A 25,367-nucleotide genomic window follows, 5' to 3' on the forward strand; every position below is an offset into this window, starting at 1 on the left:
AGGCCATTTCACTGGCTGAGCTCTTTTCCCCCAGCAATGAATGCATTTTGAGGTCATAAACATGCCACTGCATCCTCACTGTTGGTTCAGCCTGCAGATTAAAGTGGCATATTTGATTTCAATGGAAAGGTGATCACGCCCAAAAGTCACGGCAACGTGAACATAATTTGGCGTATTTTAGCTTTCTGCAATGCTTAGTAGAAACAGAAACGGCGACCCGAGGCCGCCGTTTCCAAATATTCAATCCACAGATCAACTCAGCGGCGCAACGTACCACTGGCAACCAATCGAGGAGCAGCAGCAGAAGTTGCGGCTCTGGAAACGCTCTGCTTGCGTTGAAACAGTCCACGTTTCCCAGCAACAGGCTTGAACGCATCCGTCAAGCCGACAACTGTCTCAGCAGCACCCAGAACCAGATAACCGTCATCGGGAACCATTTTGGCCAACCGATCCAGGATCTCTGATTTTGTTTTCTGATCAAAGTAGATCAAGACGTTACGGCAAAACAGAATGTCGAACTCGCCAAGATGAGAGAAACTATCCAGCAGGTTCAGTTTTTTCCACTCAATCATCGCCCGCATTTCAGGCGTGATCTGCCACAGATCGCCAGTCTGATCGAAGTATTTCAGCAGCAACTGGATAGGCAGTCCGCGCTGAACTTCAAACTGGCTGTAGATTCCAGCTTTGGCTTTTTCAAGAACCTCGTTGGAAAGATCAGTACCAAGGATCCGAGTGCGCCAGCCTGTCAGCTTGGCTCCAGCTTCCTTGATGCAGATGCCCAATGAATACGGCTCTTGGCCAGAAGACGCTGCAGCACACCAGATCTTCAACGTCCGAGTACGCGCCCGTGATTCAAGCAGTGCAGGCAGCATCGTGTCATTGAAGTGGTCAAACGGCGTCTTGTCGCGAAAGAAGAACGACTCATTCGTCGTCATTGCCTCAATCACTTCGTTCTCGAGCTTGGCGTTACCGCCTCGCTTCACATGCCCAATCAGGACACTCAGTGTATCGTATTTCGCTGTCCGGGCGATTGGGAGCAAACGGCTCTCAACCAGATACTGTTTGTCATTTGACAAAACGAGGCCGGAACGATCCTGTAGAAACTTTTTCAAAAAGTCGAATTCTACTGGGGTCATCTTGCAGTCCCCTTCAATACTCTAGCAACTTTTGGTCCAATTTCCTGCAATGGCAACACATCGCTGCACTGCCCTGTATTCGCGGCTGCACCTGGCATACCCCAGACAACGCTTGTTGCTTCATCCTGGGTAATGATGCTTCCACCGCCCGCAGAGATCGTCTTGACACCTTGAGCCCCATCATGACCCATTCCGGTCAGGATCAGCCCCAATGTTGCAGAGCCGTAAATCTTGGCAACGCTGTCAAACAGAGGATCAACTGCTGGCTTACAGAAATTGACTGGTTCACCGTTGGTAAGGCGCACTTTGACTGCACCACCATCTTTCTCAAGGATCATGTGCTTGCCACCAGGAGCCACATAAATGTGGCCCGGCTGCAATATATCACCATCCTCGCCTTCCTTGGCAGGACGCATTGCAGCCTTTCCAATGTGTTCAGCAAGAATGGCGGTAAACGTCGGTGGCATGTGTTGGGTTATCACCACAGGAACGTCGTTGATCGCTGTTCCGATGTCTTTCATCACATGCTGCAGGGCCTGCGGACCACCCGTAGACGACCCGATTGCCAGAATCCTAGGACGAACCGCGGCGTAAGGACGTATCGTGAAGGAGCTTTTAGCAACAGCAGGGGCTGCGGCTCCCGCAGTACGGCGAAAGGAGTCGCGAGCACTGTCAAGACGACCGGCTGGTGCTTGCGAGGCCGTACGACCTGCATTTGTTTCCGCCCGCATTGTTCTGACTGGACCACGAATTCTTCGTGCACGGGTCCCAAGTGCTTTCACCTTGTCGACCAACTCTCTGCGGAAGTCCACAGACGTTGTAATCTCAGACGTAGATTCGGGCTTCGGAACGTAGTCTGACGCGCCAAGAGATAAAGCCTTGAAACTGATTTCAGCATTTCTACGCGTGAGCGTGGAGGCCATGATAACAATCAGGTCACGCTTTTTCGCCAGCATCAGTGGCAACGCAGTCATGCCATCCATTTCTGGCATTTCGATATCAAGAACAACCACATCTGGATTGCTCTTTTCGACGTCGTCAACTGCGAGCTTGCCGTTCCGATGAGAACCAACAACCGTCAATCCGGGATCTGAATCCAACCAACGGGTCAGAAGGCCTCGGATTACGACTGCATCGTCAACAACCATGACTCGGATGGGATCCGTACCCGGGTTTGCCCCGGTTGTAATATTTTGTTGCGCGAAGGCCATAAGAGGGTCCAGTCACAATTTAGATGAGGCCAACTTCCTGAAACTTGGCTTCAACGATGTCACGGTCGAAGGGTTTCATGATGTACTCGTTTGCACCTGCCCTGATTGCACGAGCGATGTGTGCGACATCGTTTTCTGTTGTGCAGAACACCACGATAGGGCTGTCACCACCCTCTTCGGCGCGCAGGCTGGTCAGGAACTCAAGCCCGTCCATGACGGGCATATTCCAATCCAGAAGGATCGCATCGGGCATTTCTTTACGACATGCGTCCAAGGCCTGCTGACCATCTTCGGCTTCTGTGATGTTGAAGCTCAAGTCTTCAAGAATGCGGCGGGCCACTTTCCGGATTACGCTTGAGTCATCGACGACAAGACACTGTTTCATCTCGTTAGTCTCCTCTGGACGGCCGGGAAATCCCGGCCGAAAATCAAGCTGCTGCGACAAGCGGCTCTGTGAACAATGAGCCAAGCAGTCGAGCAACGTCGAGAATGACCATCAGCCTTCCATCAAGCCTGTGCACACCTCCGGAGATCTCGGCCCAGCGTTTGTCCAGGTTGGATGGATTGGCCTCGGCTGTGCTGCCCGGCAGGCTAAGAACCTCCCCAACAGCATCAATGACCAGCCCGTAACTTTCTTGCTTGTACTCAATCCCGACGGCCATCATCTGTTCGCCTTCCTGAGGCGGCAAATGCAAACGTCGACGCATGTCAATTGCGGTTACAATCCGTCCACGCAAGTTCAGAACGCCAGCAACTTCCGGCGCAGAAAGCGGCACCCGGGTGACACTTTCTGGAACAAAAACATCGTGCACTTGGGAAATCGGGAGGCCAAACAACTGGCCTCCGATCACTATGGTGACGTATTGGATTGTATCGCTATCGGCTGAAGCAGTTGTATCGAGAATGGTCATGCTGCAACTTCCATTTCACCAGAAAACACATCTTTAAGAGCCGCAATCAAACCTGGGCGGTCGAACTTGGCGACATAGTCATCAAATCCGGCCTGGCGCCCACGTTCAATGGAGGCTGGTGTAACCATCGCAGACAAGGCCAGGATCGGCATGTTCCGGAAACGCGGATCACGCCGCAGGGCTTCACAGAATTCAAAGCCGTTGATTTCCGGCATCTCGATATCGCTGACAACCGCGTTGAACTTCACGCCTGTTTCCAGCAATTCAAGTGCCTGCTTCGGACTGTTGCATGTGGTCACGTCATAACCAGCAGCTTTGAGAACCGGCGTCAGCATGTTGCGGAAGAAGGAGGAATCGTCGACAAACAGCACCTTTTTGGTGAGTGACGAGATGTCCATTTCCTTACGCATGAACCAATCTTCAAAGGCCTGCGGCAAGTAGTAGCCAAGGTCGATGATTTCAGTTGCACGCTCTTTGACAACTGCCGATCCCAGAACACCAGGACGCTCAGAGCCCACCTCGATGTTCATGCGGTCTTCAACAATATCGACGATTTCATCGACCACAAGACCCATGGATCTGCCACTGTCGGAGAACACCAGCATGGGCTGAGTGCCTTCGAGTTTGTGTTGATCTCCATCGTTGATGTAGACCAGCGGCATCAATGAGCCACGGTACTGGACAAGATCTCGACCATTCGAGCGTTCGATTTTCGAAACCTCGAACTCTTCGAGGCGCGTAACAAGGGAAAGTGGAACCGCCTTCGGCTCTGCCGCTCCTGAACGGAACAGAAGAAGAGAGATAGTAGACTGGCTGCTCTGCGTCTGACGATGCAGATCTTCCGCCTCTTCCACAACTTGCTCGGCAACAGCGCTGGATGCATGGCTGGCCATGGCGTTCGCAACTCCGTTCGGATCAATGATCATGATCACAGATCCATCCCCTAGAATCGTGTTTCCGGAGAACATGTTGAGATTCCGAAGCATGGTCGACATCGGCTTGACCACGATTTCTTCCGTATGGAAGACACCATCGACAACTACACCAAACGTTTGGCTACCAACCTGCATGACAACAATGAAGCCATTCTCGTCATCGATTGCGTTCGCGACATCTTCGCCTTTGTAGATACCCAGCAACTGAGACATATGCACAAGCGGCAACAGTTTGTTGCGAAGTCGCAGAACAGGCGTGTCCTTGATCCGCTCGATCCGGTGCTCGGAATTGGTCTGAACACGCACAAGCTCAACAACGGACAGCTGAGGAATTGCAAAACGATCCCCAGCAGCTTCAATAATGAGCGTCGAGACAATCGCAAGCGTCAGCGGGATCTTGATGATAAAGCTGCTGCCCTTACCAGGCGTAGAGCGCAGATCTACCGTACCGCCAATGACCTCAATGTTGTTTCGGACAACATCCATACCGACACCACGGCCGGACACACTGGTAACTGAGGCTGCGGTCGAGAAGCCAGCAGCAAAGATGTACTTGTGGATTTGAGCATCCGACATCTTTTCAATTTCAGCTTCAGTCGCAATGCCGCGTTCGATCACCTTGGACTTGATCTTCTCAACATCGAGGCCTTTACCATCATCACGCACTTCGATGATGATGTGACCGCCTTCGTGGTAAGCAGCAAGGGTAATAGTGCCCTTTTCGTGCTTGCCGGCAGCCTTACGTTCGGCTGGCATTTCCAGGCCATGATCGGCGGAATTCCGAACCATGTGGGTCAACGGATCCTTGATCATCTCAAGAACCTGGCGATCCAATTCTGTTTCCGCCCCGATCATTTCAAGTTCGATCGGCTTATCCAGATCCTGGCTCAGGTCGCGGACAATCCGCGGCAACTTCTGCCATGCATTCCCGATTGGCTGCATCCGCGTCGCCATGACGCCTTCTTGCAACTCAGCCGTCACATTTGACAGGCGTTGAAGCGGAACTTTGAATTCGCTATCTTCATGACGACGAACGATCTCGAGGAGCTGATTGCGTGTCAGCACCAGTTCGGAAACCATTGTCATCAGGTGTTCAAGCGTATCGACCGCAACACGAATCGACTGATTGGAAACAGACGGACCGCCTGACTTCTTTTCAGTAGAATCAGCTTTTGCAGCTTCTTCTTTTTTCGCAGGAGGCTTCGCAACCGCTTTCACCGGCTCCGGAGCTTTTTCAACGGGCGCGGGAGCTTCAACCACATCCTCGATAGGCTCGGCAACTTCAACTTCGATCTCTGTTTCGCGGAACGCCCGCTCCAGATCATCGAGGGAAACTTCCCCAGGACGCAACTCACGATCCATGGTCTGTTCTGGCAGCGTGAAGTTGTCGTCCGCAGCAGCCTCTTCTTCAACAGCAGGAGCGCCAGCGCTGTTCGACATCCGCTCAAGTTCAGAGATAAGGTCGCTGTCATCTCCCTGAGGTTCATCGCCTTCAGCAGCTTCCAGCTCAGCCAGAATAGCTTTAATTCGATCAATCGAATTCAGAATGAGCGATACTGCTTCCGAGTTGACCGGCACACCATCGCGGAACTTACCCATAAGGGTTTCCGCTGCGTGTGCAATTCCCTCAAGTCGGGGAAGGCCCAAGAAGCCGCAAGTGCCTTTGATCGTATGAACAAGGCGAAAAATATTGTTCAAGATCGTAGCATTGTTCGGTTCTTGTTCGAACTTAACAAGCTCAACATCAACAACATCGAGACTTTCATTCGTCTCTGTAATAAATTCCCTGAGAAGGTCGTCCATTGCCTGCTCTCACCCGACTTGGTTACTGGTTCCGCGCCTTAGAAAGGCGGCTGGATCACTATGTCCATGTCAGTCAGGTTGAGCCGAAACAGTTAAGATACGCTGAAGCAGGCAAAGTCTTTTGAGAAGTAAGTCTAAAGAGCCTTTAAAGCCTCGATGCGAACGGTATCGTCTTCTTTGATCATCTTTAGATCCATACCGCATTCGCGCGACAGAAGAACTGTATAGATAGGTTGAACAGAATGCCCATCTACACGCTCAGGCTCCTCGCCAGACAATGTCTCCTGCATACCCAAAGGAATGCGCGGATTAAGGCCCTTAGCCAGCAATGTGAAGCTAGGAGAACTTGCCTCTCCTTCCATTGAAACAGAAATTTCACCGCCGCGCGGTATGCATTGATTGGCAATAAGGATCAAATTCAACAGCAACTTCACATAGTTTTTCGGCATTAGATGCCGGCCGATCTGCCAATTCAGATCAGATTTTTCATTTTCCATAAAGCCAGTTGCAACGACCTGAGCATCTCCCAGATCAATTTCCGCACCCGCAGAACCTGCAGCTCCAAAAGCAAGGCGGGCAAATTGTAACTTTGCAGAAGCTTGCCGTGCGCTCTTGCGAATGAGGTCCATTGCGAACTCGCGCATGTCCTCGGAGCCTTCCTCGTCGAGAACCTCCAGCCCATTGGTTATCGCCCCTACCGGACTGATAATGTCATGGCAAACACGACTTGCGACCAAGGCGGCCAAATCGAGAGAGGAAAGTTCTTTGAGTTCGGTCATCGCGGGTCAAAGCTCTTCAAGCCGCCAAGCGGCATGGTGATTCGATTAATTAACCATAGAGATACACATCGAAGACTTCTCTGCCAAGTCATCGCGTTCAATCAAAACGTGGGTTTACAGCCTGCTCTGTCCTGATGCATCAACGCATCCGCCATCAACTGCTTTCCATTCACTAGAAAAAGGAAACGACTGACGACCGAATGGAAGAAAACCAACTTTCCGTCCACCATCGCAAAAATCAAGGGATTTCCCGCCGTCGCAAAGCCTTCTGCAAGCGCGTACCCACCGCAACCGGCAAACAAAGGCGCATAAATCTCTGGCGATCTCTTGAAAGCCTTGAAGTTCCCCTCGTTGACAAAAACCCATTCTACCCCGCCCCAGTAGAACTCATATTTTCGGCTTCCTTGACGCGGTATTCCATCAACGAAATAAGCGACGGGGTCGTGCCCGCCGATGGCATAACCGCCAATTGGGTCGGGAAGAAACACTTCAGGGCGTGCCAGAGTATGAGTGGAAACAAAGCATAGGCAGCAAGCGACCCAAAGGCACAGCCACATCCTCGTCCCATTTGCCCTACACTTTATCATTGATTCGGGTCCGTGTTCGTCCGACAGATAAAGCGAATCACATGTCGGCATTTGCCATTCTATACCAATGCAGCTTATCGCCATGCACTGCAGGAAAGTCTGCACAAAGGAGAATAACTTGATGAACCGGTTTTCGACACACTTCGCGCGGACCCTGCTCATCGCATTTTTCGCCCTGGGTGCCCTCTCAATTGCAACAGCACCAGGAAGAGCAGATCAAGGGTCAGTAATCCCGCCTAAAACCTATGGCGAAGATGAAATTGTCACCGCCGGTCACCAATTCTTTGGGTCTGTATCTGGCGGATTGGCCTCTGTCATCGAACGTGCGTTCAGTAAGTTTGGCGAACCAAACGGCTACATTCTGGGCGAAGAGGGCTCAGGAGCATTTGTTGCAGGCGCCCGTTACGGCGAGGGAGACCTTTTCACACGCAACGCCGGAACACACAAAATGTTCTGGCAAGGCCCTTCCCTGGGATGGGACTTTGGCGGCGATGGCGCGCGGGTGATGATGCTGATCTATGATCTGCCGTCGATTGACGCAATGTACAATAGATTTCTAGGCGTAAACGGTTCTGCTTACCTTGTCGGTGGTGTCAGTATGACGGTTCTGACGAACCACAATATAATCGTCGTTCCCGTTAAGGCGGGCGTTGGAGCACGGCTAGGCGTCAACGTCGGGTATTTGAAATTCACCAACAAGCCAACCTGGAACCCCTTCTGAGGCCTGCCAACAGCATTAAGATAAAATGCGTTAGTTTATTGGCTAAATTGACCCGTAGGTTTAATGATGTGATGATTTTAATCTCTTTTAATCAGTAACGGGGCCGATCGTGATCGAAGCGGCAATGTACATTGCACTCGGGTTTTTCCTCGCCACTATGATGGCCGCGGCAATTTTCCCAGCGTTCTACAAACGCGCAGTGCGTTTAACCAGCGACGCGATGAGGGCAGTCAACCCGGCCAGTTACGCTGAAGTACGCGCTTCGCAAGATTTTGAGCGAGCCAACCACGCCTTGGCCCTGAGAAAGGTCGAGCGTGCGGTCGAAAAAGAACGAGAGAACAGCGTTCTCTATCGCCTGGAGGCTGGTAAACTCACTGCAGAACTCATCGCTCAGAACTCTGCACATACGCAGGAACTAGCTGCCCTTAAGGAGCAGATTCAGCAAACAGAGCAAAAAGCGGGCGGTCGCAGAGCGCAAATCAACGCGGTCGCAACAGAACTGGAACACACCCGCGCGCGATTGGCCCAAACTGAAGAAGCACTCGCTGCCGCAAAAGCTGAAAAAGTCTCTCCACAAAGCCCAACGCCAGATTTTGCCAAGTGGACACCAGCAGAAGACACCATGGCCCTAACCACGATAACAGGCCTGGAATCTCAAATATCAACACTGAAAGGCAAATTGGCCCTCGCCGATGATAAGCTGCCCCGGCCAATCAACCCACTATTACTAACCAATGAAGCTGAGCTACGCACCATCATCTCAGGTCTGGAAGGCGAGCTCATTGACGCTGATGCACAATGCATTTCAGCAGAAGCAGAAGTTGCACGCCTGTCAGCAGCGCTGAATCAATCCGCCATTCCAACAGATGAGCGCATTATTCAGCTTCAGCAGGAATTAAAGACGACGAACAATGCGAAAGCACGTCTTGAGGCCTTAATACATGATAGAGAGCGCGCTCTCGCTCTTTCAAAAGCGCAGGTTTCCAAACTTAGAAAAGACCTGAGATCCGCGCCTGAGCTGCTGAATGCGCGAGCGGAACTCACTGCCCTGGCAGACCAAATCGCAAACCCCGGCAAAAAACGGTCAGATGACAAGGGCAAAGCTTCCAAAGCGCCAGCCATTACACCAGTAGCCATTTCCGGTGCACAAGACACATTATCCTCCGCAGCGACTAAAACGCTTCCTCAAGCAAGTGTTTCAAAGTCAGCACCGACCAGCTTGCCGACTGCCAACAATGCCAGCGCTCTCGTTAATCGCATCGTGCGCTCCAGCAAGGCAAATGCAGCTGCAAAAGCAAAGAAGGTGGAAACGGAGCCCTCCGACTCAGAGGTTTCTATAAAACCAACACCAGAAGCCAAAACAACAACCTCACGTGCCTCGACGAAAAAACAAGAAACATCCAGCCCCAAGAAGCAGGGTGTTGCCTAGGGTGACTGCTCATTGATATGACTGAAATGAGATCACCCCCAAGCTTGTTCTCTCCCCGGGATGCATGCAGCAGCAACACCTGAAACGACCAAGCCACCGGCCAGGGACCATTTACTCGACATGCTGATCGCCAGACACAATGCCATTCTTGAGATCGCACGTCAGACTGGCCGGGTCACGGTGGATAACCTCGCAAAGCGTTTTGAAGTCAGCCCCCAGACAATACGCAAGGACCTGAATGAGCTCTGTGAGCGGCGCCTCCTGGCCCGGACCCATGGTGGGGCCCTGTTGTCGTCGGGGATCGAAAACGTGGGCTATGAAGCCCGCCGGATCATCTCAAGCACGGAAAAAGCCGACATTGCGACCAAGGTTGCTGAACTCATACCGGACAACGCATCAATTTTTATCAACATCGGCACCACGACAGAGGCCGTCGCCCAGGCATTGCTGCAGCACCGGGGCCTGATGGTGATCACCAACAACATCAATGTGGCCAGCCTGATGCGCGGCTACTCACAAATTGAAGTTGTGATCGCTGGCGGTGTTTTGAGACATGCAGACGGCGGGATCGTTGGCGAAGCCGCCGTCGACTTCATGCGCCAATTCAAGGTGGACTTTGCGATCGTTGGAGCCTCGGCAATCGACCCGGACGGATCTCTTCTGGATTATGACTACCGTGAAGTTCGGGTAACCCAGACAATCATGGAAAATGCTCGTCATGTAATCCTGGTGGCAGACAGCACCAAATTCGAACGCACAGCTCCCGTTCGGGTGGGACATCTGTCTCAGGTAAACACCTTTGTGACAGATAAATGCCCCTCAGATGTAATCCGCCAAATCACAAAAGACGAAGACATTGGCCTGATTGAAACTGACAAAAACGACATCAGCTGATGAATATACAGCTGACGCTGTAATAGACAAAAAGCCTCATCACGCACAAAAGGTCAAAGCCAGTTCTTGGCTAAATTCTATATTTCAGGAAAACTTGGGGAGATGGTACGCCCAAGGGGAATCGAACCCCTGTTTTCGCCGTGAAAGGGCGACGTCCTAACCGCTAGACGATGGGCGCTCATTGGTTCGAGGTAATTTTCTCGACCCGAGGACTGCGCGTATAAAACCCAGAATGGTTCCGCGCAAGTCCCTTTTTGGTATTTAGCCAACTTGGCCTGTTTATAACTTGAAACTAACGGGCAACGAAATCCGTTCGTCCAAGCAAAGCACCGCTGGATGGATCAAAATGCAGCATGGCTGTTTTGGTCCCTTCACGGACCAAAACCACAAGCCGCCCGTTGACGAGTTCCATATCCTGAACCACAGCATCTGGCCCGATCGCAATGGACGCTGGAATGGCATCTCCAGCAATCCGTTCGCCGGAATAGTTGATCTTATAGAAAATAGCTGCGAAGACAGCGATAAATCCCGCAAACATGACAAGGGAAGAGCCAGCCAACAGGCGTTTCAGCTTCGCTTGCACACGCAAGGTCGCAGGATCGAGCGGCTGCTCATCAGGACTCTTGCCCTCTTTGCCGTCGAGCTCAGGTTGATTCATGAACGATATAACTCCAGAAGACACCGCCGACACGGACGCGGACTTCACCTATCAGGTTGATATAGAAGACATCGGCAAGCGCTTGGATGCCGTCCTGGCGGGGCAACTGGATACATTGAGCCGTAACCGCGTACAGGCTCTGATCCGTGCCGGTGAGGTCACCGTGGACGGCGCCAAGATAGTGGAGACGAAATTCCGGGTCAACGAAGGTCAGATACTCACCCTATCGGTTCCCGAAGCCGAAGACCCGGATCCCATTGGCGAAGCCATCCCCCTGTCCATAGTCTATGAAGACAGCCAACTGATCGTCATCGACAAACCCGCAGGACTTGTCGTGCACCCAGGTGCTGGCAATTGGACAGGAACCCTCGTCAACGCGCTCATCCATCATTGCGGCGACAGTCTGTCAGGCGTCGGTGGTGTCAAGAGACCTGGCATCGTGCACCGCATCGACAAGGACACCACGGGTTTGCTGGTCGTCGCGAAAACCGATGTAGCGCATCAAGGACTGTCAGCCCAATTTGCAGATCACGGCAAGACCGGCCCGCTGGAACGCGCTTATTCCGCTCTGGTATGGGGAGCTCCCGCCAGTCTGAAAGGCACCATCGATGCCAATCTTGCCCGCTCACATACAAATCGACAGAAGATCGCCGTGGTCAAGACCAGTGGCCGCCACGCGATCACCCATTGGCAGGTCAAAGAACGATTTGGCCCAGAGGATCAGCCGCCCCTCGCATCACTGATGGAGTGTCGCCTTGAAACAGGCCGCACCCATCAGATCCGTGTCCATATGAGCCATATCAATCATCCGTTGATCGGCGATCAGGATTATGGAGCTGGCTACAAGACCAAGGTCAACCGTTTGGAAGACCCGCTGAAATCCATAATTGCAGACTTTCCAAGGCAAGCGCTGCACGCTGGCCTTCTGGCATTCGCGCACCCGGTAAGCGGTGAAACGCTCCGGTTTGAGAGCCCATATCCAGCTGATCTTGAACAGTTATTTCGAGCATTACAAAAATTTTAGAATAACATTTGCGTCAAAACACATGAAAATGGCGCATTCCTACCTATATTAAAAAGGTTGGTGCGCCATAACATGGGCACCGGAAATGGACGTTCGCCAAGGTTTTTCGGTCTAATATGCGCGGGGGAACTGCGCAATTCGGCTTTGAAAAGGGAACGTGAACTCGGGAGAAAGGGGCGCATATAATGGCCCGGAATGTACCTATGTTGACTGCTGGGGAAGGCGGATTAAGCCGCTACCTCGACGAAATAAGAAAATTTCCAATGCTCCAGCCGCAGGAAGAGTTCATGCTCGCCAAGCGCTACAAGGAGCATGAAGACCCGCAAGCTGCCGAACGGCTGGTGAATTCTCACCTCCGTCTCGTTGCAAAGATTGCGATGGGCTACCGCGGTTACGGATTGCCAATCGGAGAAGTTGTTTCCGAAGGCAATGTTGGCCTCATGCAAGCCGTCAAACGATTTGAGCCCGACAAAGGCTTCCGTCTCGCCACATATGCCATGTGGTGGATCAAGGCCGCAATTCAGGAATACATCCTGAGGTCCTGGTCGCTTGTCAAAATGGGCACGACCGCCAACCAGAAACGGCTCTTCTTCAACCTGCGTCGCCTCAAGGGCAAGATTCAGGCTCTGGAAGAAGGCGATCTGAAACCAGATCAGGTCAACCAGATTGCGACCACACTTGGTGTCAGCGCTGAGGAGGTGATCTCCATGAACCGGAGACTGGGCGGCGATGCCAGCCTGAACTCGCCAGTGCGAGCAGAGGCAGACGCTGGCGAATGGCAGGATTGGCTGGTCGATGATTCCGAGAGCCAGGAAACCTTGCTTGCAAACCAGGAAGAACTGGATGTACGCCGCAGGCTCCTGACTGATGCGATGGACGTCTTAAACGACCGTGAACGCCGGATCTTCGAAGCGCGCCGTTTGTCGGAAGATCCGATTACACTGGAAGATCTATCAGGCGAATTCGGCGTCAGCCGGGAACGTGTGCGCCAGATCGAAGTTCGCGCCTTTGAGAAGGTTCAAAAGGCCGTGCGCAACAGCGCCAGAGAGTTTGAGCGCCCAAGCGCTTAAGTCTCCAAGCAGGCACAAAAGAAGACCCCGGTCACACATGCGGCCGGGGTTTTCTTATTCTATGATCACCTCAGGCTCTATTTGAAGAACGGCCTGTATTTGGTCGATGGGGCCAAGTAGCTGCAGTCAGCGAATTTCAACCGCATAATCTTCGACTGGTACAATCTTTTCGATCAAACCATTTGTAGCCAGGAACTCCGAAAATCGTTGATATCGTCCGGCATCCAGAGCGGAAGGACGCAAGGCAAATCTCGGCAAAGTATCTGTCCATGCCCGCTTGTTCAGCTCATCATCAAGGTTCGGATAGGCCTTGATGAAGGCCTCCCATGCGTCATCAGGATGGTTGATCAGATAAATGGTTGCCGCTTCAATCGCCGCCATGAATTTTGCATAGCGCGGGTCGCCAGTTTTGTCTTTGTGAACCACATAGATAAGCTCATCAAATGCCGGAACGCCGTTTTCTTCAGGATAGAAAGCCTTCCCTTTTTTACCTTCCAGTTCGATCTGGGTCAGTTCAAAATTACGATAGGCTCCAATGACCGCATCGACCTGACCAGACATCAGCGCAGGCGACAGAGCGAAATTGACGTTGATTAGCTCAACATCATCAAATTCCAGTCCGACAGATCTCAGCATCTGACCCAACATCGCATCTTCAAAGCCGGAGACAGAAAAGCCAACCTTTTTCCCTTTCAGGTCAGTCAGTTCTTTGATCGGACCATCTTCCAGAACAATCAGAGAGTTCAACGGCGTCGCAACGAGTGTGCCGATACGCTTGAGAGGCAGGCCCTCATCAATCTGCGCATGCAGGGTTGGCTGATAGGAAATTGCAATATCTGCCTGGCCTGCAGCCACAAGCTTGGGCGGCATGGACGGATCAGCAGGTTCAATCAGCTCAACATCCAGGCCCTCGGCTTCAAAGAAGCCTTTCGTCTGGGCCACGATCACAGGTGCATGGTCCGGGTTGGTGAACCAGTCCATGAGAACTGTCAGCTTCTCGGCGGCCTGCACAGGCGTTGCAAGCATAACCAAGGCTGCTATTGCCGAGTAGATGCGTATTTTCATGAAATTACTCCGATTGAATGGCAACATCAGTCTTCTAGCTGCCAGGGAACCATTCGGCGCGTAAGTGCGTCGACGGAAAAGCGTAAAGTAAGAACCATCAAGGCCAACAGGATGAGCGCGGCAAACATGACGTCCGCCTGCATCCGCGCATTGCTCTGAAGCATGATGAAAGCGAGCCCGCCCTTGGCCCCGACCCACTCGCCGACAATCGCGCCAATAGGCGCAAACACAGCAGCAATGCGGATACCGGATGCAAGGGCCGGAAGAGCAGCCGGAATACGAAAGAACATCAGTTCCTTCAGCCGGGACACACGGTAAAGACAGGCGAGATCGACAAGCCCGCTGTCTGTCCGGCGTAGGCCGTCAAAAAAGGTCGAAGTGACGGCAAAGAAGATTACAAGCACGGCCATGACAACCTTGGATGCCAGGCCAAAACCCAGCCAGAGCACAAGGATGGGCGCGATAGCAAAGACAGGTAGTGCCTGGGTCACCAGAATAACTGGCAACATGGCTCGGCGTGCGAGTGGAGAAAGCCACATAGCAAGTGCCAAAATCGTACCTGCCAAAACCCCGAATACGAAGCCTAGAAATGTCTCGTAGGCTGTCAACGAGGCATGATACAGAAGGAAAACCCAGCGGTCCTGAAAAGCAGCAGCAACACGTGCAGGACTGGGAAGCATAAACGGCGGGATTTCGAGAAGCCGGACAAGCAACTCCCACATCACCACAAAGCACAAGATGCCGACAACTATGCGAGCTGTCGCGAGAATAAAATCACGCATCTTCCCTGACCTCCAGGAGACCAGGTAGACGACCAAATGAATGCAGATGCCCTTCAAAGAGAGCACACGCGTAAACGCGCAACAAATTCAACACAGCAGGATCTCCGAGCTTCGGACGAACCGAAAGCGACATAGGAGATCCGGGATAAGGCTAAAGGCTTCCGTCCCTTCGCCGGCATGACCCGGATCAGGTTCTAAGGGTTCAGCTCAAAGCAATCTCAGTTCCTGTACAGGAACACCCCTCGGACCAAATACAAAAATGCACCGGCTCGTTCATAAAAACAAGCCGGTGCAAGAATTAATTCACAGCAGAGGAAAGAAAACTAACCGGCGGCTTGCCAGGCAGCAACGGCCTTTTCAACGGCAGCAGTTCCATCCGCGCCTTTTTCAAGCGTCAATATTCCGCGCTTTCCGTTCTCATACAACATTGGAATATCGATCCAGCCGCGTTCACGCAGCAAGCCCATGTTGCGCTCCATTTCGCTCTCGATGCTCGACAGAGCGATCCAGAAATAGCCAGGAGACACTTTCACCGACGCCCCGATCAGGGCATCTCCCCGTGCTTCCTCGGTTGGCTTCATGACAAGCCCAGGAACATTCACGATCTCGCCCGCAGGGAAATCTTTCGGAAAATCAAATTTGATTTCCACCAAATGGCTCGCAGGCAAGGATTTATCATCATTCGGCTTGATCTGAATATCAACGGAGACATTCCGCTCCGGGATCTCGATAACAGCACTCAAAACGCTCTGCTTCACGCCCTCAAGATCCACGGCTTCAGAGACCGACCAGACAACAGTTCCCTGCGATGCAGTCCCAGCCCCGTTGGCATCTTCACCCTCTTCATAGAGGATCGACTTCTGCGCGCCCTCAATAGAAGCAACCTCTTTGGCGGTATCTGGTGTAACCGCCGCAATCGCACTGTCTTCGGCTGCGACTTCCGGTGCATCCATTGGAGGCAATGCTTCAGGCGTAGCCGTTTCGGGCTCGGTCGGCGCAGCAGGAATAACAGTGCGCGGCGCGCTTTGTTCGCCAGGCGTGATCACAGTCGTGGTCACAGTCCGCGCATCTGGTGCAGCTGCTGGCTCTCCGCTGGCATCCAGCAAACGGTCTTCGTTCTTGCCAGCATCCGAAGCTTCATCAGTCTTCGCAGGAGCGGTCTCGACGACAGGTGCAGAAACAACAGGGGCGGTATCTTCGCTGGTTTCAGGTTCACTCGACGTTCCAGCCATCATGTCTGAAACCATGTCTCGCTGGGAATAGACAACACCCGCGATCACAAGAACGATGACCATCAGGATTCCGACAAGAGCTATAGGCAGGAAATTTGATTTTCCACTGTTGCCGGGCAGCGTTGCAGAAGCTCTTTGACGATCACGCGATTTTCGGCGCGATTGGGTTTGGCCATTGTCGGCGGAGGCAGAAGAAACCAGCGGCTCACGCTGCAAAACACGGCCGTCCGCTAAGTCATCATCCTCAGTTTCCTGATCAGTGCTTGAAGCGGAGAAAGCAGGTTCCTGCCGTTCTTTATCACGTCCCGACGGTCCTTCGACCGCCATTGCATCTTTGGTGTTTTGAACCGCTTGATGCGACGCTTCGCCAAGATTACCAGCTTCCTCAACCACATCCTTCAAGGGAGAGGCAAGTGAAACAGGCGGATGAGGTTGCCGCAGCTCTGGCTCCACGCGAGACGAAACCGCAGGAGCTTCAAAAGCAGGTTTAGGCTGCTCTACAGGCTCAGCAATTGGCGGGCTGACATCTGCACCTGTATCTTTAGGCTCTGAGGAGCTTGGCTGCGGTGCGGGCTTCGCCTGAGGCATCAGCCCTAGGCTTTCGCGTGCAGCTTCAGCTTCAACCTTTCGAATGGCTTCTTCAAGACGCAGCTGTTCGGCTGTGATCTCGGAGGGTGAAAGCGCAGGTTCATAGGCCTTCAGCTGATTGACAATAGCATTCCGCGCCCGGCTATAAACACTGCGGCGAGCCGCACCGTTATTTTCAGGAAGCGATGCGATCGTCTTTTTCAAAATGGAATAGTAGTCAGCCATTGTCCTGCCAATCGGCTGTGCGCCGGTAAAAACTCATCCGTATTAAAAGGCTTATACCAAACTTTTGCGCAGGCGAAGCCCTTGTTAGCCACCAGACGTTCCGTGGCCATTCAAGAAACGCCGCTCTGGCAAGCAAACCAGTTTTCTCATGCGAACATGCAATCGTTCATCGGGCAACAAGGATAACGGAAATTGCCAGCTCTCCTCTTGTCGAGGAGAGCTGGCGAATACCGACATACCATTGCAAAACTTGAACAATTAGACCTGGAAAGGGTTCTGAACCAAGATTGTGTCGTCCCGTTCAGGGCTGGTTGACAGCAACGCAACAGGAGCTCCGATAAGTTCCTCAACGTGACGAACATATTTCACAGCCTGTGCTGGCAATTCTGCCCAGGTACGTGCACCTTCTGTGGATTCTTTCCACCCTGGCAAGGTTTCGTAAATCGGAACGACTCGTTCCTGTGCGCCTTGAGAGGCTGGCAGATAATCGATTCGCTCGCCATCCAGTTCATAAGCAACACAAATCTTGATTTCCTCAAGACCATCAAGAACGTCCAGCTTGGTCAAGGCAATGCCACTGATGCCTGATGTGCAGACTGTCTGACGTACAAGAACCGCATCAAACCAACCACACCTGCGCCGACGGCCGGTTACCGTGCCGAATTCATGGCCACGCGTTCCAAGGAACTCACCAACTTCATTTTGCTGCTCGGTCGGAAAGGGCCCCTCGCCTACGCGCGTTGTGTAAGCCTTGGTGATGCCCAAGACATAATCGATTGCAGTCGGCCCAAGGCCACAGCCCGTCGCAGCTTGACCTGCAACCGTATTAGACGACGTGACAAACGGATAAGTGCCGTGATCAATATCAAGAAGCGCTCCCTGAGCCCCCTCGAACAGGATCCGTTTTCCATCCTTGCGCTGCTGATCCAGCAACCGCCAGACCGTATCCATATACGGCAGGACTTTATCGGCAACACTTGTCAGCTCATCATAAATTGCCTGAGCAGAAATCTCATCCTGTCCAAGGCCACGGCGCAAGGCATTATGATGTGTCAGAAGACGATCAATCTTGGCTGGCAACGTCGTGAGGTTCTTAAGGTCCATCAAACGAATTGCCCGGCGGCCCACCTTATCTTCATAAGCTGGGCCAATGCCGCGCTTGGTCGTTCCAATACGCGTACCTGTATTGGAATTTTCACGAAGAGCATCCAGCTCGCGATGCAAGGACAAGATCAGCGTCACATTTTCGGCAACACGCAGATCTTCGTATTTTACCACAATGCCCTGCGCGCCTAGCCGCTGAACTTCATCAACAAGTGCATGCGGATCCAGAACAACGCCATTGCCAATGACTGACAATTTGCCGCCACGGACAACACCAGACGGTAGAAGAGAAAGCTTATAGCTCGTACCGTCAACAACCAGCGTATGGCCGGCATTGTGGCCGCCCTGGAAGCGAACGATGACATCGGCTTGTTCGGACAACCAATCAACGATCTTGCCCTTGCCTTCATCCCCCCACTGCGACCCGACGACAACCACATTGGCCATGAATTAAACGCCCTCCTGAAGCGGCATACAGGCACCTTTGAAAAAGGCGCAAACACAACAAGCCCCGAAAAGGCATCCGAGGCAAACGCGGCGGACTATAGACACTCGGCTAACAACTTGCGACCCCCAAGGTAGCTTTTTCGCAACGGCATAAAAAGGTCTTACTCTTCATCACCTTACCCCCTCCTCGATGAAGAAAACCCGAGCGCTATTAGCCTGTCCCGGTTAATGCGCCTCCAAGAAGTCAACACTATCGGGTTTCGGGTGTACCACTCCGGACTTGGCTGCTAGGGAAATGTTCAACTGCATTTCCTCTTCCCCCATGAAGGCATGCCATGACCCTGATAAACTGGCTCTTGCTCGTCCTGCTTGGCACCATCTGGGGCGGATCTTTCATGTTCGCCAAGGTCGCAATCGCTGAAATTCCCCCGCTCATGCTGGTCTTTTTGCGGGTCCTGATCGCAGGACTCGCACTACATGTCGTCCTTAGAGCTCGGGGATTATCATTCCCCAGAACACCAAAGCTTCTCGCCGCGTTCCTGATCATGGGTTTGCTGAACAACGCCGTGCCGTTTTCGCTGTTGTTCTGGGGCCAAACGGAAATCTCAGCAGCCCTGGCCTCCATTTTAAATGCCACAACACCGATTTTCACCTTCATGATCGCAGCTGTCCTGCTGGGACAGGAGACCGTTAAACTTCACCGTATTTCCGGCGTACTTGTCGGCTTTGCCGGCGTATCCCTGATGCTCATTCCCACAATTTCCGGCATAGGTCACGATCCGCTCTGGGCCCAAGCCGCCTGCCTTGGCGCAGCATGTTCCTATGGTCTGGCTGCTTCATTTGCACGTCGTTTCAGTGACTTGTCGCCACTGATCTCTGCCACAGGTCAGCTGACCGGCTCCAGCCTCATCATGCTACCGCTGGCGATATGGTCGAGCGCAGGGTGGAGCCCGGCGGACGTCTCCGTTCATGTCTGGCTTAATGTCTTAGCACTTGGATTGTTGGCAACCGCTGCTGCCTACCTGATCTATTTCAAACTGTTGAGTGAGGCAGGTGCGACCAGCGCCTCGCTTGTCACTCTTATTGTCACCGCTGCTGCGGTTCTGTTTGGAGTTACACTCTTGAATGAAAGTCTCACAGCTTATCAGCTCGGTGGGCTCGCATTCTTGCTGTTGGGGCTGCTGATCCTGGATGGCCGGATCCTGAAACACTTCAGCCGATAGAAACAGAAAAGGCGACACCACAGCGCCGCCGTTTCCAATCTCGAAACCAGAAAACTCTAAAATGCCAAGGCTTTCACTTGCTTGACGTGTGAGACCGACGCAAGGCTGGTCATCACCTCTTGTGACACCTCGCCATCAACTTCCACCAAGCAAATTGCATCCTGCCCCGGCCTATCTCTGCCAAGGTTGAAGGTTGCAATATTCACACCGGCTTTACCCAGCTCTGTTCCCAGATGACCAATAAATCCCGGTTTATCTTCATTTGTAATATAGAGCATATGGGGAGCAAGCTCCGCTTCCATGTTGATGCCCTTCACCTGAATGATCCTTGGCTTGCCATCGGCAAAGACTGTTCCTGCAACAGACCGTTCCTGATGTTCGGTCACAAGCGTCAAGCGGATGTAGGTCTCATAAGCGCCCTTTTTCTCTCGCCGTATTTCCTCAACCGCAATGCCGCGCTCACGCGCAACCACTGGCGCGGACACCATATTAACTGTCTGCAGCAAAGGCGTAAGAACCCCTGTCAAGGCAGCTGATGTCATAGCCTTGGTGTTGAGATCAGCCACTGCCCCTGCATATTCAAGCCGAACAGTCAGAATCCCACTTTCCGTCAGCTGTCCTGCGAACGAACCCAGCTGTTCTGCAAGCTGCACAAACGGTGTCAGTTTAGGAGCCTCTTCAGCTGTGATCGACGGCATATTGAGAGCATTGGAAACAGCTCCTTCCAGCAGATAATCACACATCTGCTCTGCCACCTGCAAAGCCACATTCTCCTGCGCTTCACTCGTCGACGCCCCCAGATGAGGCGTTGAAACGAAGTTTGGAGCGCCAAAAAGAACGTTTTCTTTGGCAGGCTCATCGACAAAAACATCGAACCCCGCACCGCCCAACTTACCGTCATCCAGCGCCTTGCGAACGGCTTCTTCGTCAACCAGGCCGCCTCGAGCGCAGTTAACAATGAACGCACCTGGCTTCATTTTTTCAATCGCAGCACTGTCGATAATGTTGCGCGTTTTGTCTGTCAAAGGCGTGTGCAGGGTGAGAAAATCTGCCCGGCGCAGAAGGTCGTCCAACTCAACCTTTTCAACTCCAAGCAAAACGGCTCGCTCAGGCGTGAGGAAGGGATCAAAAGCCACAACCTTCATTTTCAGACCGATAGCCCGTTCAGCAACAATGGACCCAATGTTACCGCAGCCTATAAGCCCAAGGGTTTTCGCCGTGATTTCCTTACCCATGAAGCGGGATTTTTCCCACTTTCCAGCCTGGGTCGATGCATCTGCAGCCGGAATTTGGCGCGCAACGGAAAAGATCATTGCAATGGCATGTTCGGCGGTTGTAATCGCATTGCCGAAAGGCGTGTTCATCACGATGATACCACGCGCAGTCGCCTGCGGAATATCAACGTTATCAACGCCAATCCCCGCCCGTCCGATCACCTTCAGATTGTCAGCAGCTGCGATGATTTTTCCCGTGACCTTGGTTGCCGAGCGGATTGCCAAACCATCGTATTGCCCGATCACTTCGAGCAATTTTTCCTTGTCTTTGCCAAGGTCAGGCTGGAAATCGACATTAATACCTCGGTCCTTGAAAATCTGGACGGCAGCAGGTGAGAGCTTATCAGAAATCAGTACTTTCGGAGCCATCAGGCACACTCCTCAATTGAGTTGAAGAGGGCTCGGCCGGATAGCCGGTCGAGCACATTTTCCGTATTCATATGATCGCTTGGGCGATGCAATCAGATCGGGGCGTTTTTTAAAGCTGCGCTTTTTGCGCGGCGAAAGCCCAGTCCAACCAGCCAATTAGGGCAGACAGATCAGAGGCTTCGATCGTTGCACCTGCCCAGATCCGTAGGCCGGAAGGCGCATCACGATAAGCGCCGATGTCATAGGCGACACCTTCCGCATCAAGGGCTGAAACCATTGCCTTGGCAAAACCTGCCTGTTCCGCATCCGAAAGCGACGTGACAGCCGGGTCAACCACCTTGAAGCAAACTGACGTGTTGGACAGTGTCGCCGGATCAACAGCAAGAAAATCAACCCAGTCGGTCTTTTCCACCCAGTCCGCCAAGACCTTCAAATTGGCATCGGCTCGGGATCGCAAGCCGTCCAGCCCGCCAACAGATTGCGACCATTTCAGCGCATCAAGATAATCTTCAACACACAACATCGACGGCGTGTTGATGGTCTCGCCCTTAAAGATGCCCTCAATCAACTTGCCGCCCTTGGTCATGCGGAAAATCTTTGGCATTGGCCAGGCTGGTGTATAGCTTTCCAGCCGCTCGATAGCGCGTGGGCTGAGGATCAGCATTCCATGCGCGGCTTCTCCGCCCAGCACTTTCTGCCAAGAGAACGTCACAACATCGAGTTTAGGGAAGTCCAACTCCTGCGCAAAAGCCGCAGAAGTCGCATCACAAATTGTCAGACCTTCCCGGTCCGCCGGAATCCAGTCTGCATTCGGAACACGAACGCCAGAGGTGGTACCATTCCACGTGAAGACCACATCATGGGAGAAATTGACTGACTTCAGATCAGGCAACTCGCCATAAGGTGCCTCGATTTTACGAGCACCTTCTAGCTTGAGCTGTTTGATAACATCAGTAACCCAACCAGAACCAAAGCTTTCCCAGGCCAGCATGTCAACTGGGCGCGCGCCAAGGAGCGACCACATGGCCATCTCAACTGCACCAGTGTCTGAGGCCGGAACAATGCCGATCCGATAATCATCGGGAATTTTTAGAATGTCTCGTGTCAGGTCGATGGCTTCCGCCAATTTGACCTTCCCAATTTTCGCGCGATGCGAACGCCCTAGCGGTGCGTCAGTCAGCCCTTCAAGGGACCAACCCGGTCGCTTGGAACACGGACCGGAAGAAAAATTTGGATTAACCGGACGCACGTCCGGCTTGGATATTATAGCAGTCATAAAACTACCCTCACAGATAGGAGCCCCTCGTTGGGGAGGGGTGGCCCACCGACAGGGTTAGGGCTGTTCAGGCGCTTCGTCAAATGTTTAGTCAGAATATTTCGCAGCCGGTTGACCTCACAAAAAAGGCCAGCACGATGGCTGGCCCTTTCCTGATTTATTCATACAGCTTAGAAATTGCTGGAGATCGGCTGTGACGGATAATAGGACGGTGTGGAGGCCGCAGCATAGCTATCGAAAGTATAACGGGCACCCAAGCGGAACTCGTGTGCTGTGAGGTCCTTGAATTCAGACCGTGTCCCACCGGTGCCCGTGTTGTAATATCGAACGGTTTTGGCAGTGCCAAGGTTCTTGTAACGATACCCTGCATCAATGCTCCAGTTCGGCGTGACTGCGTAAGAAGCCCCCGCCATCAGAGCCCATGCAAGGTTCCATTCACCATGGTCACCGTCATAATTGGTCGTCGTACCACCTGGATTAACCGAAGTAGTGCCGCTTGTGTTGACGTATGCAGCACCAATACCGGCACCAACATATGGCGTAATATTATGCCAAGTTCCAACGTCTACATAGCCATTGACCATGACAGTCCAGACATCGATATCTGTACTTTCTTTAGAAAACCCGCCAGTACAGGTTCCGCAGACTGCATAGCCCTTGGCTTCCGCTGCCGTTTCATAATCAAGCGTGACATCGCCACGGAAGTAATCGGTAAACTGATAACCAACACCAACGCCGACCATCCAGGCATTGTCCATTGACTCCCGCTCATAGCGCAAATTTCCAACCACTGGATCATTAAAGCTACCAGTAGGGTCAGCATACACTTTGTAGCCAATATCACCGCGTAGATACCATCCGCCAGCTGCCGGAATTTCCGGAATATAATCGATGACCGGGGCAGGAAGATCTGCCGCCATGGCCGCAGTTGAAATCATTACTGCGGCGCCCGTTAAAGACAATCGCTTAAAATATTTAACCATGTCCTCGTCCTTCACTTCAGGCGTCCGCATATTATCCACGGCGCGCACTTGAACTATCTAGATAAGAATAGGCAGAATTAATTAAGCACGACTTAACCCTGTTCTTTAACTGAGATTTTTTACCTTAATTTTTTCTTACCAACAGAAATATAAATTAAGAACTTATAAATAAAAAGGCACTGCGATCAATCGCAGCGCCTCCATCAAAAACACCAGAGTCTTAAATTACAAAATGCCGCAGAGCTCAATCACGCGACTGACTTGGCAACCACATCGGTAATATCGTTCACCACTTGATTGACCAGGCTGGCGTCATCTCCCTCAGCCATCACACGAATGAGCGGCTCTGTTCCCGATGCTCGGATTACCAAGCGCCCTGTGTTCCCCAAGCGATGCTCGCCGTCCTCAATCGCAGCTTTAACATCAGCCTGTTCAAGCGGAGCGCCGCTCCCATATCGAACGTTCTTTAACAACTGTGGAACCGGATCAAACCGTCGACAGACTTCAGACACCGAGCGGCCCTGCTCTTTGACACAGGCCATGACCTGAAGAGCGGCAATCAGACCGTCTCCGGTTGTCGCAAAATCAGACAAGACAATATGGCCAGATTGTTCTCCGCCAACATTGTAACCTTCCAACCGCATATGTTCGACGACGTACCGATCACCAACCTTTGTTCTGGCAAGTGACAGCCCCAGGCTGTCGAGGTAACGCTCAAGACCAAGATTGGACATGACAGTTGCCACAATACCTGGTTTGGAAAGGCGATCATGAGCCTGCCAGGATTGAGCAACGACCGCCATGAGCTGATCGCCATCAATGACTGCGCCGTTTTCATCAACAATAATGACGCGGTCAGCATCCCCATCCAGCGCAATACCAATATCGGCCCGCACCTCTCGAACTTTGCGCGCCAAACCGTCTGTAGAGGTCGACCCGCATTCCTTGTTGATATTGTACCCATCTGGCGTAACGCCAAGCGTAACAACATCAGCACCGAGCTCCCAAAGGGCCTCCGGCGCGACTTTATAAGCAGCACCGTTTGCGCAATCAACGACGACACGCAGACCGTCAAGACGCATTGCACGTGGCAACGTGCGCTTTGCAAATTCAACATAGCGCTGCTGTGCCCCCTCAATGCGGCGGGCACGTCCGAGATCACTTGCCCCCGCAAGGCGTGCCGTCATATCGCTTTCCGCAAGCTCCTCAATTTCCTGCTCAATACGATCACTGAGCTTGAAACCATCTGGGCCGAAAAACTTGATGCCGTTGTCATGAAACGGATTGTGCGAAGCTGAAATCATCACACCAAGATCTGCCCGCAACGATCTGGTCAGCATGGCAACAGACGGTGTCGGCATCGGCCCAAGCAAAAACACGTCCATGCCAACCGAGGTAAAACCGGCGACCAGGGCATTCTCAATCATATAGCCGGAAAGTCGAGTATCTTTGCCAATCACAACCCGATGGCGATGGTCACCATTCTGGAACGCCAAACCAGCCGCCATTCCAACCTTGAGCGCCATTTCGGCCGTCATTGGAAAGACATTAGCGCGACCACGGATTCCATCCGTTCCGAAGAACTTACGCATAGGTGTGTGCTACCCTGTTTCAAATTATCAATTGATGGCCCTTGTACCC

At 52.5% G+C, this 25,367-nt stretch carries 22 protein-coding genes, 1 tRNA gene and 1 riboswitch; of the genes, 6 read left to right on the top strand and 17 right to left on the bottom strand.

Annotated features, from left to right (window positions below):
- Window positions 1-257: 257 nt before the first annotated feature.
- The 7 genes from V6575_RS02840 to V6575_RS02870 form a co-directional block, all read right to left on the bottom strand.
- Entirely contained in the window at window positions 258-1,136 is an 879-nt protein-coding gene (locus V6575_RS02840) for a CheR family methyltransferase (protein ID WP_340272514.1), read from the bottom strand.
- On the bottom strand, window positions 1,133-2,347 hold the full coding sequence (locus V6575_RS02845) for a protein-glutamate methylesterase/protein-glutamine glutaminase (RefSeq protein WP_340272516.1): 1,215 nt from the start codon (window positions 2,345-2,347) through the stop codon (window positions 1,133-1,135). Before V6575_RS02845 ends, V6575_RS02840 begins: the two co-directional genes overlap by 4 nt.
- A 19-nt stretch (window positions 2,348-2,366) precedes the next feature.
- Window positions 2,367-2,732 (bottom strand): response regulator, encoded by a 366-nt coding sequence (locus V6575_RS02850; RefSeq protein ID WP_340272517.1) that lies wholly within the window; start codon window positions 2,730-2,732, stop codon window positions 2,367-2,369.
- A 43-nt stretch (window positions 2,733-2,775) separates the two neighbouring features.
- Entirely contained in the window at window positions 2,776-3,258 is a 483-nt protein-coding gene (locus V6575_RS02855) for a chemotaxis protein CheW (protein ID WP_340272518.1), read from the bottom strand.
- Window positions 3,255-5,996 carry a hybrid sensor histidine kinase/response regulator gene (locus V6575_RS02860; RefSeq protein ID WP_340272519.1) on the bottom strand — a complete coding sequence of 914 codons (2,742 nt, stop codon included), beginning with the start codon at window positions 5,994-5,996 and terminating at the stop codon, window positions 3,255-3,257. The genes V6575_RS02855 and V6575_RS02860 overlap by 4 nt, the downstream gene beginning before the upstream one ends.
- A gap of 134 nt (window positions 5,997-6,130) precedes the next feature.
- Entirely contained in the window at window positions 6,131-6,775 is a 645-nt protein-coding gene (gene chpT / locus V6575_RS02865) for a histidine phosphotransferase ChpT (protein ID WP_340272520.1), read from the bottom strand.
- Window positions 6,776-6,876: 101 nt separating this feature from the next.
- Complete coding sequence (locus V6575_RS02870; RefSeq protein WP_340272521.1) at window positions 6,877-7,413, bottom strand: YHS domain-containing (seleno)protein; 537 nt, start codon at window positions 7,411-7,413, stop codon at window positions 6,877-6,879.
- 70 nt (window positions 7,414-7,483) lie between these two features.
- Between V6575_RS02870 and V6575_RS02875 the strand changes: the two genes are divergently transcribed.
- The 3 genes from V6575_RS02875 to V6575_RS02885 all read left to right on the top strand — a co-directional run bounded on the left by V6575_RS02875 (window position 7,484) and on the right by V6575_RS02885 (window position 10,406).
- Window positions 7,484-8,083 (top strand): DUF1134 domain-containing protein, encoded by a 600-nt coding sequence (locus tag V6575_RS02875; protein WP_340272522.1) that lies wholly within the window; start codon window positions 7,484-7,486, stop codon window positions 8,081-8,083.
- Between the two features lie 109 nt (window positions 8,084-8,192).
- A complete protein-coding gene (locus V6575_RS02880) occupies window positions 8,193-9,512 on the top strand; it encodes a coiled-coil domain-containing protein (protein WP_340272524.1) in 1,320 nt (439 codons plus the stop codon).
- Between the two features lie 120 nt (window positions 9,513-9,632).
- Window positions 9,633-10,406 (top strand): DeoR/GlpR family DNA-binding transcription regulator, encoded by a 774-nt coding sequence (locus tag V6575_RS02885; RefSeq protein WP_340272525.1) that lies wholly within the window; start codon window positions 9,633-9,635, stop codon window positions 10,404-10,406.
- A 103-nt stretch (window positions 10,407-10,509) separates the two neighbouring features.
- On the opposite strand, the gene V6575_RS02890 is transcribed toward V6575_RS02885, so the two are convergent.
- Together V6575_RS02890 and V6575_RS02895 are read right to left on the bottom strand one after the other, a co-directional pair.
- A tRNA-Glu gene (locus V6575_RS02890) sits at window positions 10,510-10,584 on the bottom strand.
- Between the two features lie 114 nt (window positions 10,585-10,698).
- Window positions 10,699-11,064, bottom strand: coding sequence for a hypothetical protein (locus tag V6575_RS02895; RefSeq protein ID WP_340272526.1), 366 nt, complete (start codon window positions 11,062-11,064; stop codon window positions 10,699-10,701).
- Between V6575_RS02895 and V6575_RS02900 the strand changes: the two genes are divergently transcribed.
- Window positions 11,063-12,088 (top strand): RluA family pseudouridine synthase, encoded by a 1,026-nt coding sequence (locus V6575_RS02900; RefSeq protein ID WP_340272527.1) that lies wholly within the window; start codon window positions 11,063-11,065, stop codon window positions 12,086-12,088. The two genes, V6575_RS02895 and V6575_RS02900, sit on opposite strands and share 2 nt — an antisense overlap.
- A 185-nt stretch (window positions 12,089-12,273) precedes the next feature.
- Entirely contained in the window at window positions 12,274-13,158 is an 885-nt protein-coding gene (gene rpoH / locus V6575_RS02905; protein ID WP_340272528.1) for an RNA polymerase sigma factor RpoH, read from the top strand.
- Window positions 13,159-13,284: 126 nt separating this feature from the next.
- Here rpoH and V6575_RS02910 read toward each other — a convergent pair whose 3' ends face one another.
- From V6575_RS02910 to V6575_RS02925, 4 genes are all read right to left on the bottom strand, one after another.
- On the bottom strand, window positions 13,285-14,223 hold the full coding sequence (locus V6575_RS02910) for an ABC transporter substrate-binding protein (RefSeq protein ID WP_340272529.1): 939 nt from the start codon (window positions 14,221-14,223) through the stop codon (window positions 13,285-13,287).
- 26 nt (window positions 14,224-14,249) lie between these two features.
- Window positions 14,250-15,005: an ABC transporter permease gene (locus V6575_RS02915; protein WP_340272530.1), complete on the bottom strand. Its 756-nt coding sequence runs from the start codon at window positions 15,003-15,005 to the stop codon at window positions 14,250-14,252.
- Between the two features lie 147 nt (window positions 15,006-15,152).
- A riboswitch (TPP riboswitch) is annotated at window positions 15,153-15,258 on the bottom strand.
- A 70-nt stretch (window positions 15,259-15,328) separates the two neighbouring features.
- Window positions 15,329-17,050: a hypothetical protein gene (locus tag V6575_RS02920; protein WP_340272532.1), complete on the bottom strand. Its 1,722-nt coding sequence runs from the start codon at window positions 17,048-17,050 to the stop codon at window positions 15,329-15,331.
- 258 nt (window positions 17,051-17,308) lie between these two features.
- Entirely contained in the window at window positions 17,309-18,601 is a 1,293-nt protein-coding gene (locus V6575_RS02925) for an adenylosuccinate synthase (protein WP_340272534.1), read from the bottom strand.
- A gap of 335 nt (window positions 18,602-18,936) precedes the next feature.
- On the opposite strand from V6575_RS02925, the gene V6575_RS02930 reads away from it, so the two are divergent.
- Window positions 18,937-19,824, top strand: a complete 888-nt coding sequence (locus tag V6575_RS02930) for a DMT family transporter (protein ID WP_340272535.1) — start codon at window positions 18,937-18,939, stop codon at window positions 19,822-19,824.
- Between the two features lie 56 nt (window positions 19,825-19,880).
- Here the strand turns inward: V6575_RS02930 and serA are convergent, their stop codons facing one another.
- The 4 genes from serA to glmM form a co-directional block, all read right to left on the bottom strand.
- Complete coding sequence (gene serA / locus V6575_RS02935) at window positions 19,881-21,467, bottom strand: phosphoglycerate dehydrogenase (RefSeq protein WP_340272537.1); 1,587 nt, start codon at window positions 21,465-21,467, stop codon at window positions 19,881-19,883.
- A gap of 109 nt (window positions 21,468-21,576) precedes the next feature.
- Entirely contained in the window at window positions 21,577-22,743 is a 1,167-nt protein-coding gene (locus V6575_RS02940) for a phosphoserine transaminase (protein ID WP_340272538.1), read from the bottom strand.
- 170 nt (window positions 22,744-22,913) lie between these two features.
- Complete coding sequence (locus V6575_RS02945) at window positions 22,914-23,726, bottom strand: outer membrane protein (RefSeq protein WP_340272539.1); 813 nt, start codon at window positions 23,724-23,726, stop codon at window positions 22,914-22,916.
- Between the two features lie 248 nt (window positions 23,727-23,974).
- Entirely contained in the window at window positions 23,975-25,318 is a 1,344-nt protein-coding gene (glmM, locus tag V6575_RS02950) for a phosphoglucosamine mutase (protein WP_340272540.1), read from the bottom strand.
- Between the last annotated feature and the right edge of the window lie 49 nt (window positions 25,319-25,367).

Origin of the sequence: Roseibium algae (genome assembly GCF_037783265.1) — a bacterium.
Taxonomy (GTDB): Bacteria; Pseudomonadota; Alphaproteobacteria; order Rhizobiales; family Stappiaceae; genus Roseibium; species Roseibium algae.

Excerpts from the sequence above, each read along its gene's own strand:
- V6575_RS02840 (WP_340272514.1), bottom strand. The coding sequence starts at position 1,136 with ATGACCCCAGTAGAATTCGACTTTTTGAAAAAGTTTCTACAGGATCGT.
- V6575_RS02845 (WP_340272516.1), bottom strand. The coding sequence starts at position 2,347 with ATGGCCTTCGCGCAACAAAATATTACAACCGGGGCAAACCCGGGTACG.
- V6575_RS02850 (WP_340272517.1), bottom strand. The coding sequence starts at position 2,732 with ATGAAACAGTGTCTTGTCGTCGATGACTCAAGCGTAATCCGGAAAGTG.
- V6575_RS02855 (WP_340272518.1), bottom strand. The coding sequence starts at position 3,258 with ATGACCATTCTCGATACAACTGCTTCAGCCGATAGCGATACAATCCAA.
- V6575_RS02860 (WP_340272519.1), bottom strand. The coding sequence starts at position 5,996 with ATGGACGACCTTCTCAGGGAATTTATTACAGAGACGAATGAAAGTCTC.
- chpT (WP_340272520.1), bottom strand. The coding sequence starts at position 6,775 with ATGACCGAACTCAAAGAACTTTCCTCTCTCGATTTGGCCGCCTTGGTC.
- V6575_RS02870 (WP_340272521.1), bottom strand. The coding sequence starts at position 7,413 with ATGCCGACATGTGATTCGCTTTATCTGTCGGACGAACACGGACCCGAA.
- V6575_RS02875 (WP_340272522.1), top strand. The coding sequence starts at position 7,484 with ATGAACCGGTTTTCGACACACTTCGCGCGGACCCTGCTCATCGCATTT.
- V6575_RS02885 (WP_340272525.1), top strand. The coding sequence starts at position 9,633 with ATGCTGATCGCCAGACACAATGCCATTCTTGAGATCGCACGTCAGACT.
- V6575_RS02900 (WP_340272527.1), top strand. The coding sequence starts at position 11,063 with ATGAACGATATAACTCCAGAAGACACCGCCGACACGGACGCGGACTTC.
- V6575_RS02895 (WP_340272526.1), bottom strand. The coding sequence starts at position 11,064 with ATGAATCAACCTGAGCTCGACGGCAAAGAGGGCAAGAGTCCTGATGAG.
- rpoH (WP_340272528.1), top strand. The coding sequence starts at position 12,274 with ATGGCCCGGAATGTACCTATGTTGACTGCTGGGGAAGGCGGATTAAGC.
- V6575_RS02910 (WP_340272529.1), bottom strand. The coding sequence starts at position 14,223 with ATGAAAATACGCATCTACTCGGCAATAGCAGCCTTGGTTATGCTTGCA.
- V6575_RS02915 (WP_340272530.1), bottom strand. The coding sequence starts at position 15,005 with ATGCGTGATTTTATTCTCGCGACAGCTCGCATAGTTGTCGGCATCTTG.
- V6575_RS02920 (WP_340272532.1), bottom strand. The coding sequence starts at position 17,050 with ATGGCTGACTACTATTCCATTTTGAAAAAGACGATCGCATCGCTTCCT.
- V6575_RS02925 (WP_340272534.1), bottom strand. The coding sequence starts at position 18,601 with ATGGCCAATGTGGTTGTCGTCGGGTCGCAGTGGGGGGATGAAGGCAAG.
- V6575_RS02930 (WP_340272535.1), top strand. The coding sequence starts at position 18,937 with ATGACCCTGATAAACTGGCTCTTGCTCGTCCTGCTTGGCACCATCTGG.
- serA (WP_340272537.1), bottom strand. The coding sequence starts at position 21,467 with ATGGCTCCGAAAGTACTGATTTCTGATAAGCTCTCACCTGCTGCCGTC.
- V6575_RS02940 (WP_340272538.1), bottom strand. The coding sequence starts at position 22,743 with ATGACTGCTATAATATCCAAGCCGGACGTGCGTCCGGTTAATCCAAAT.
- V6575_RS02945 (WP_340272539.1), bottom strand. The coding sequence starts at position 23,726 with ATGGTTAAATATTTTAAGCGATTGTCTTTAACGGGCGCCGCAGTAATG.
- glmM (WP_340272540.1), bottom strand. The coding sequence starts at position 25,318 with ATGCGTAAGTTCTTCGGAACGGATGGAATCCGTGGTCGCGCTAATGTC.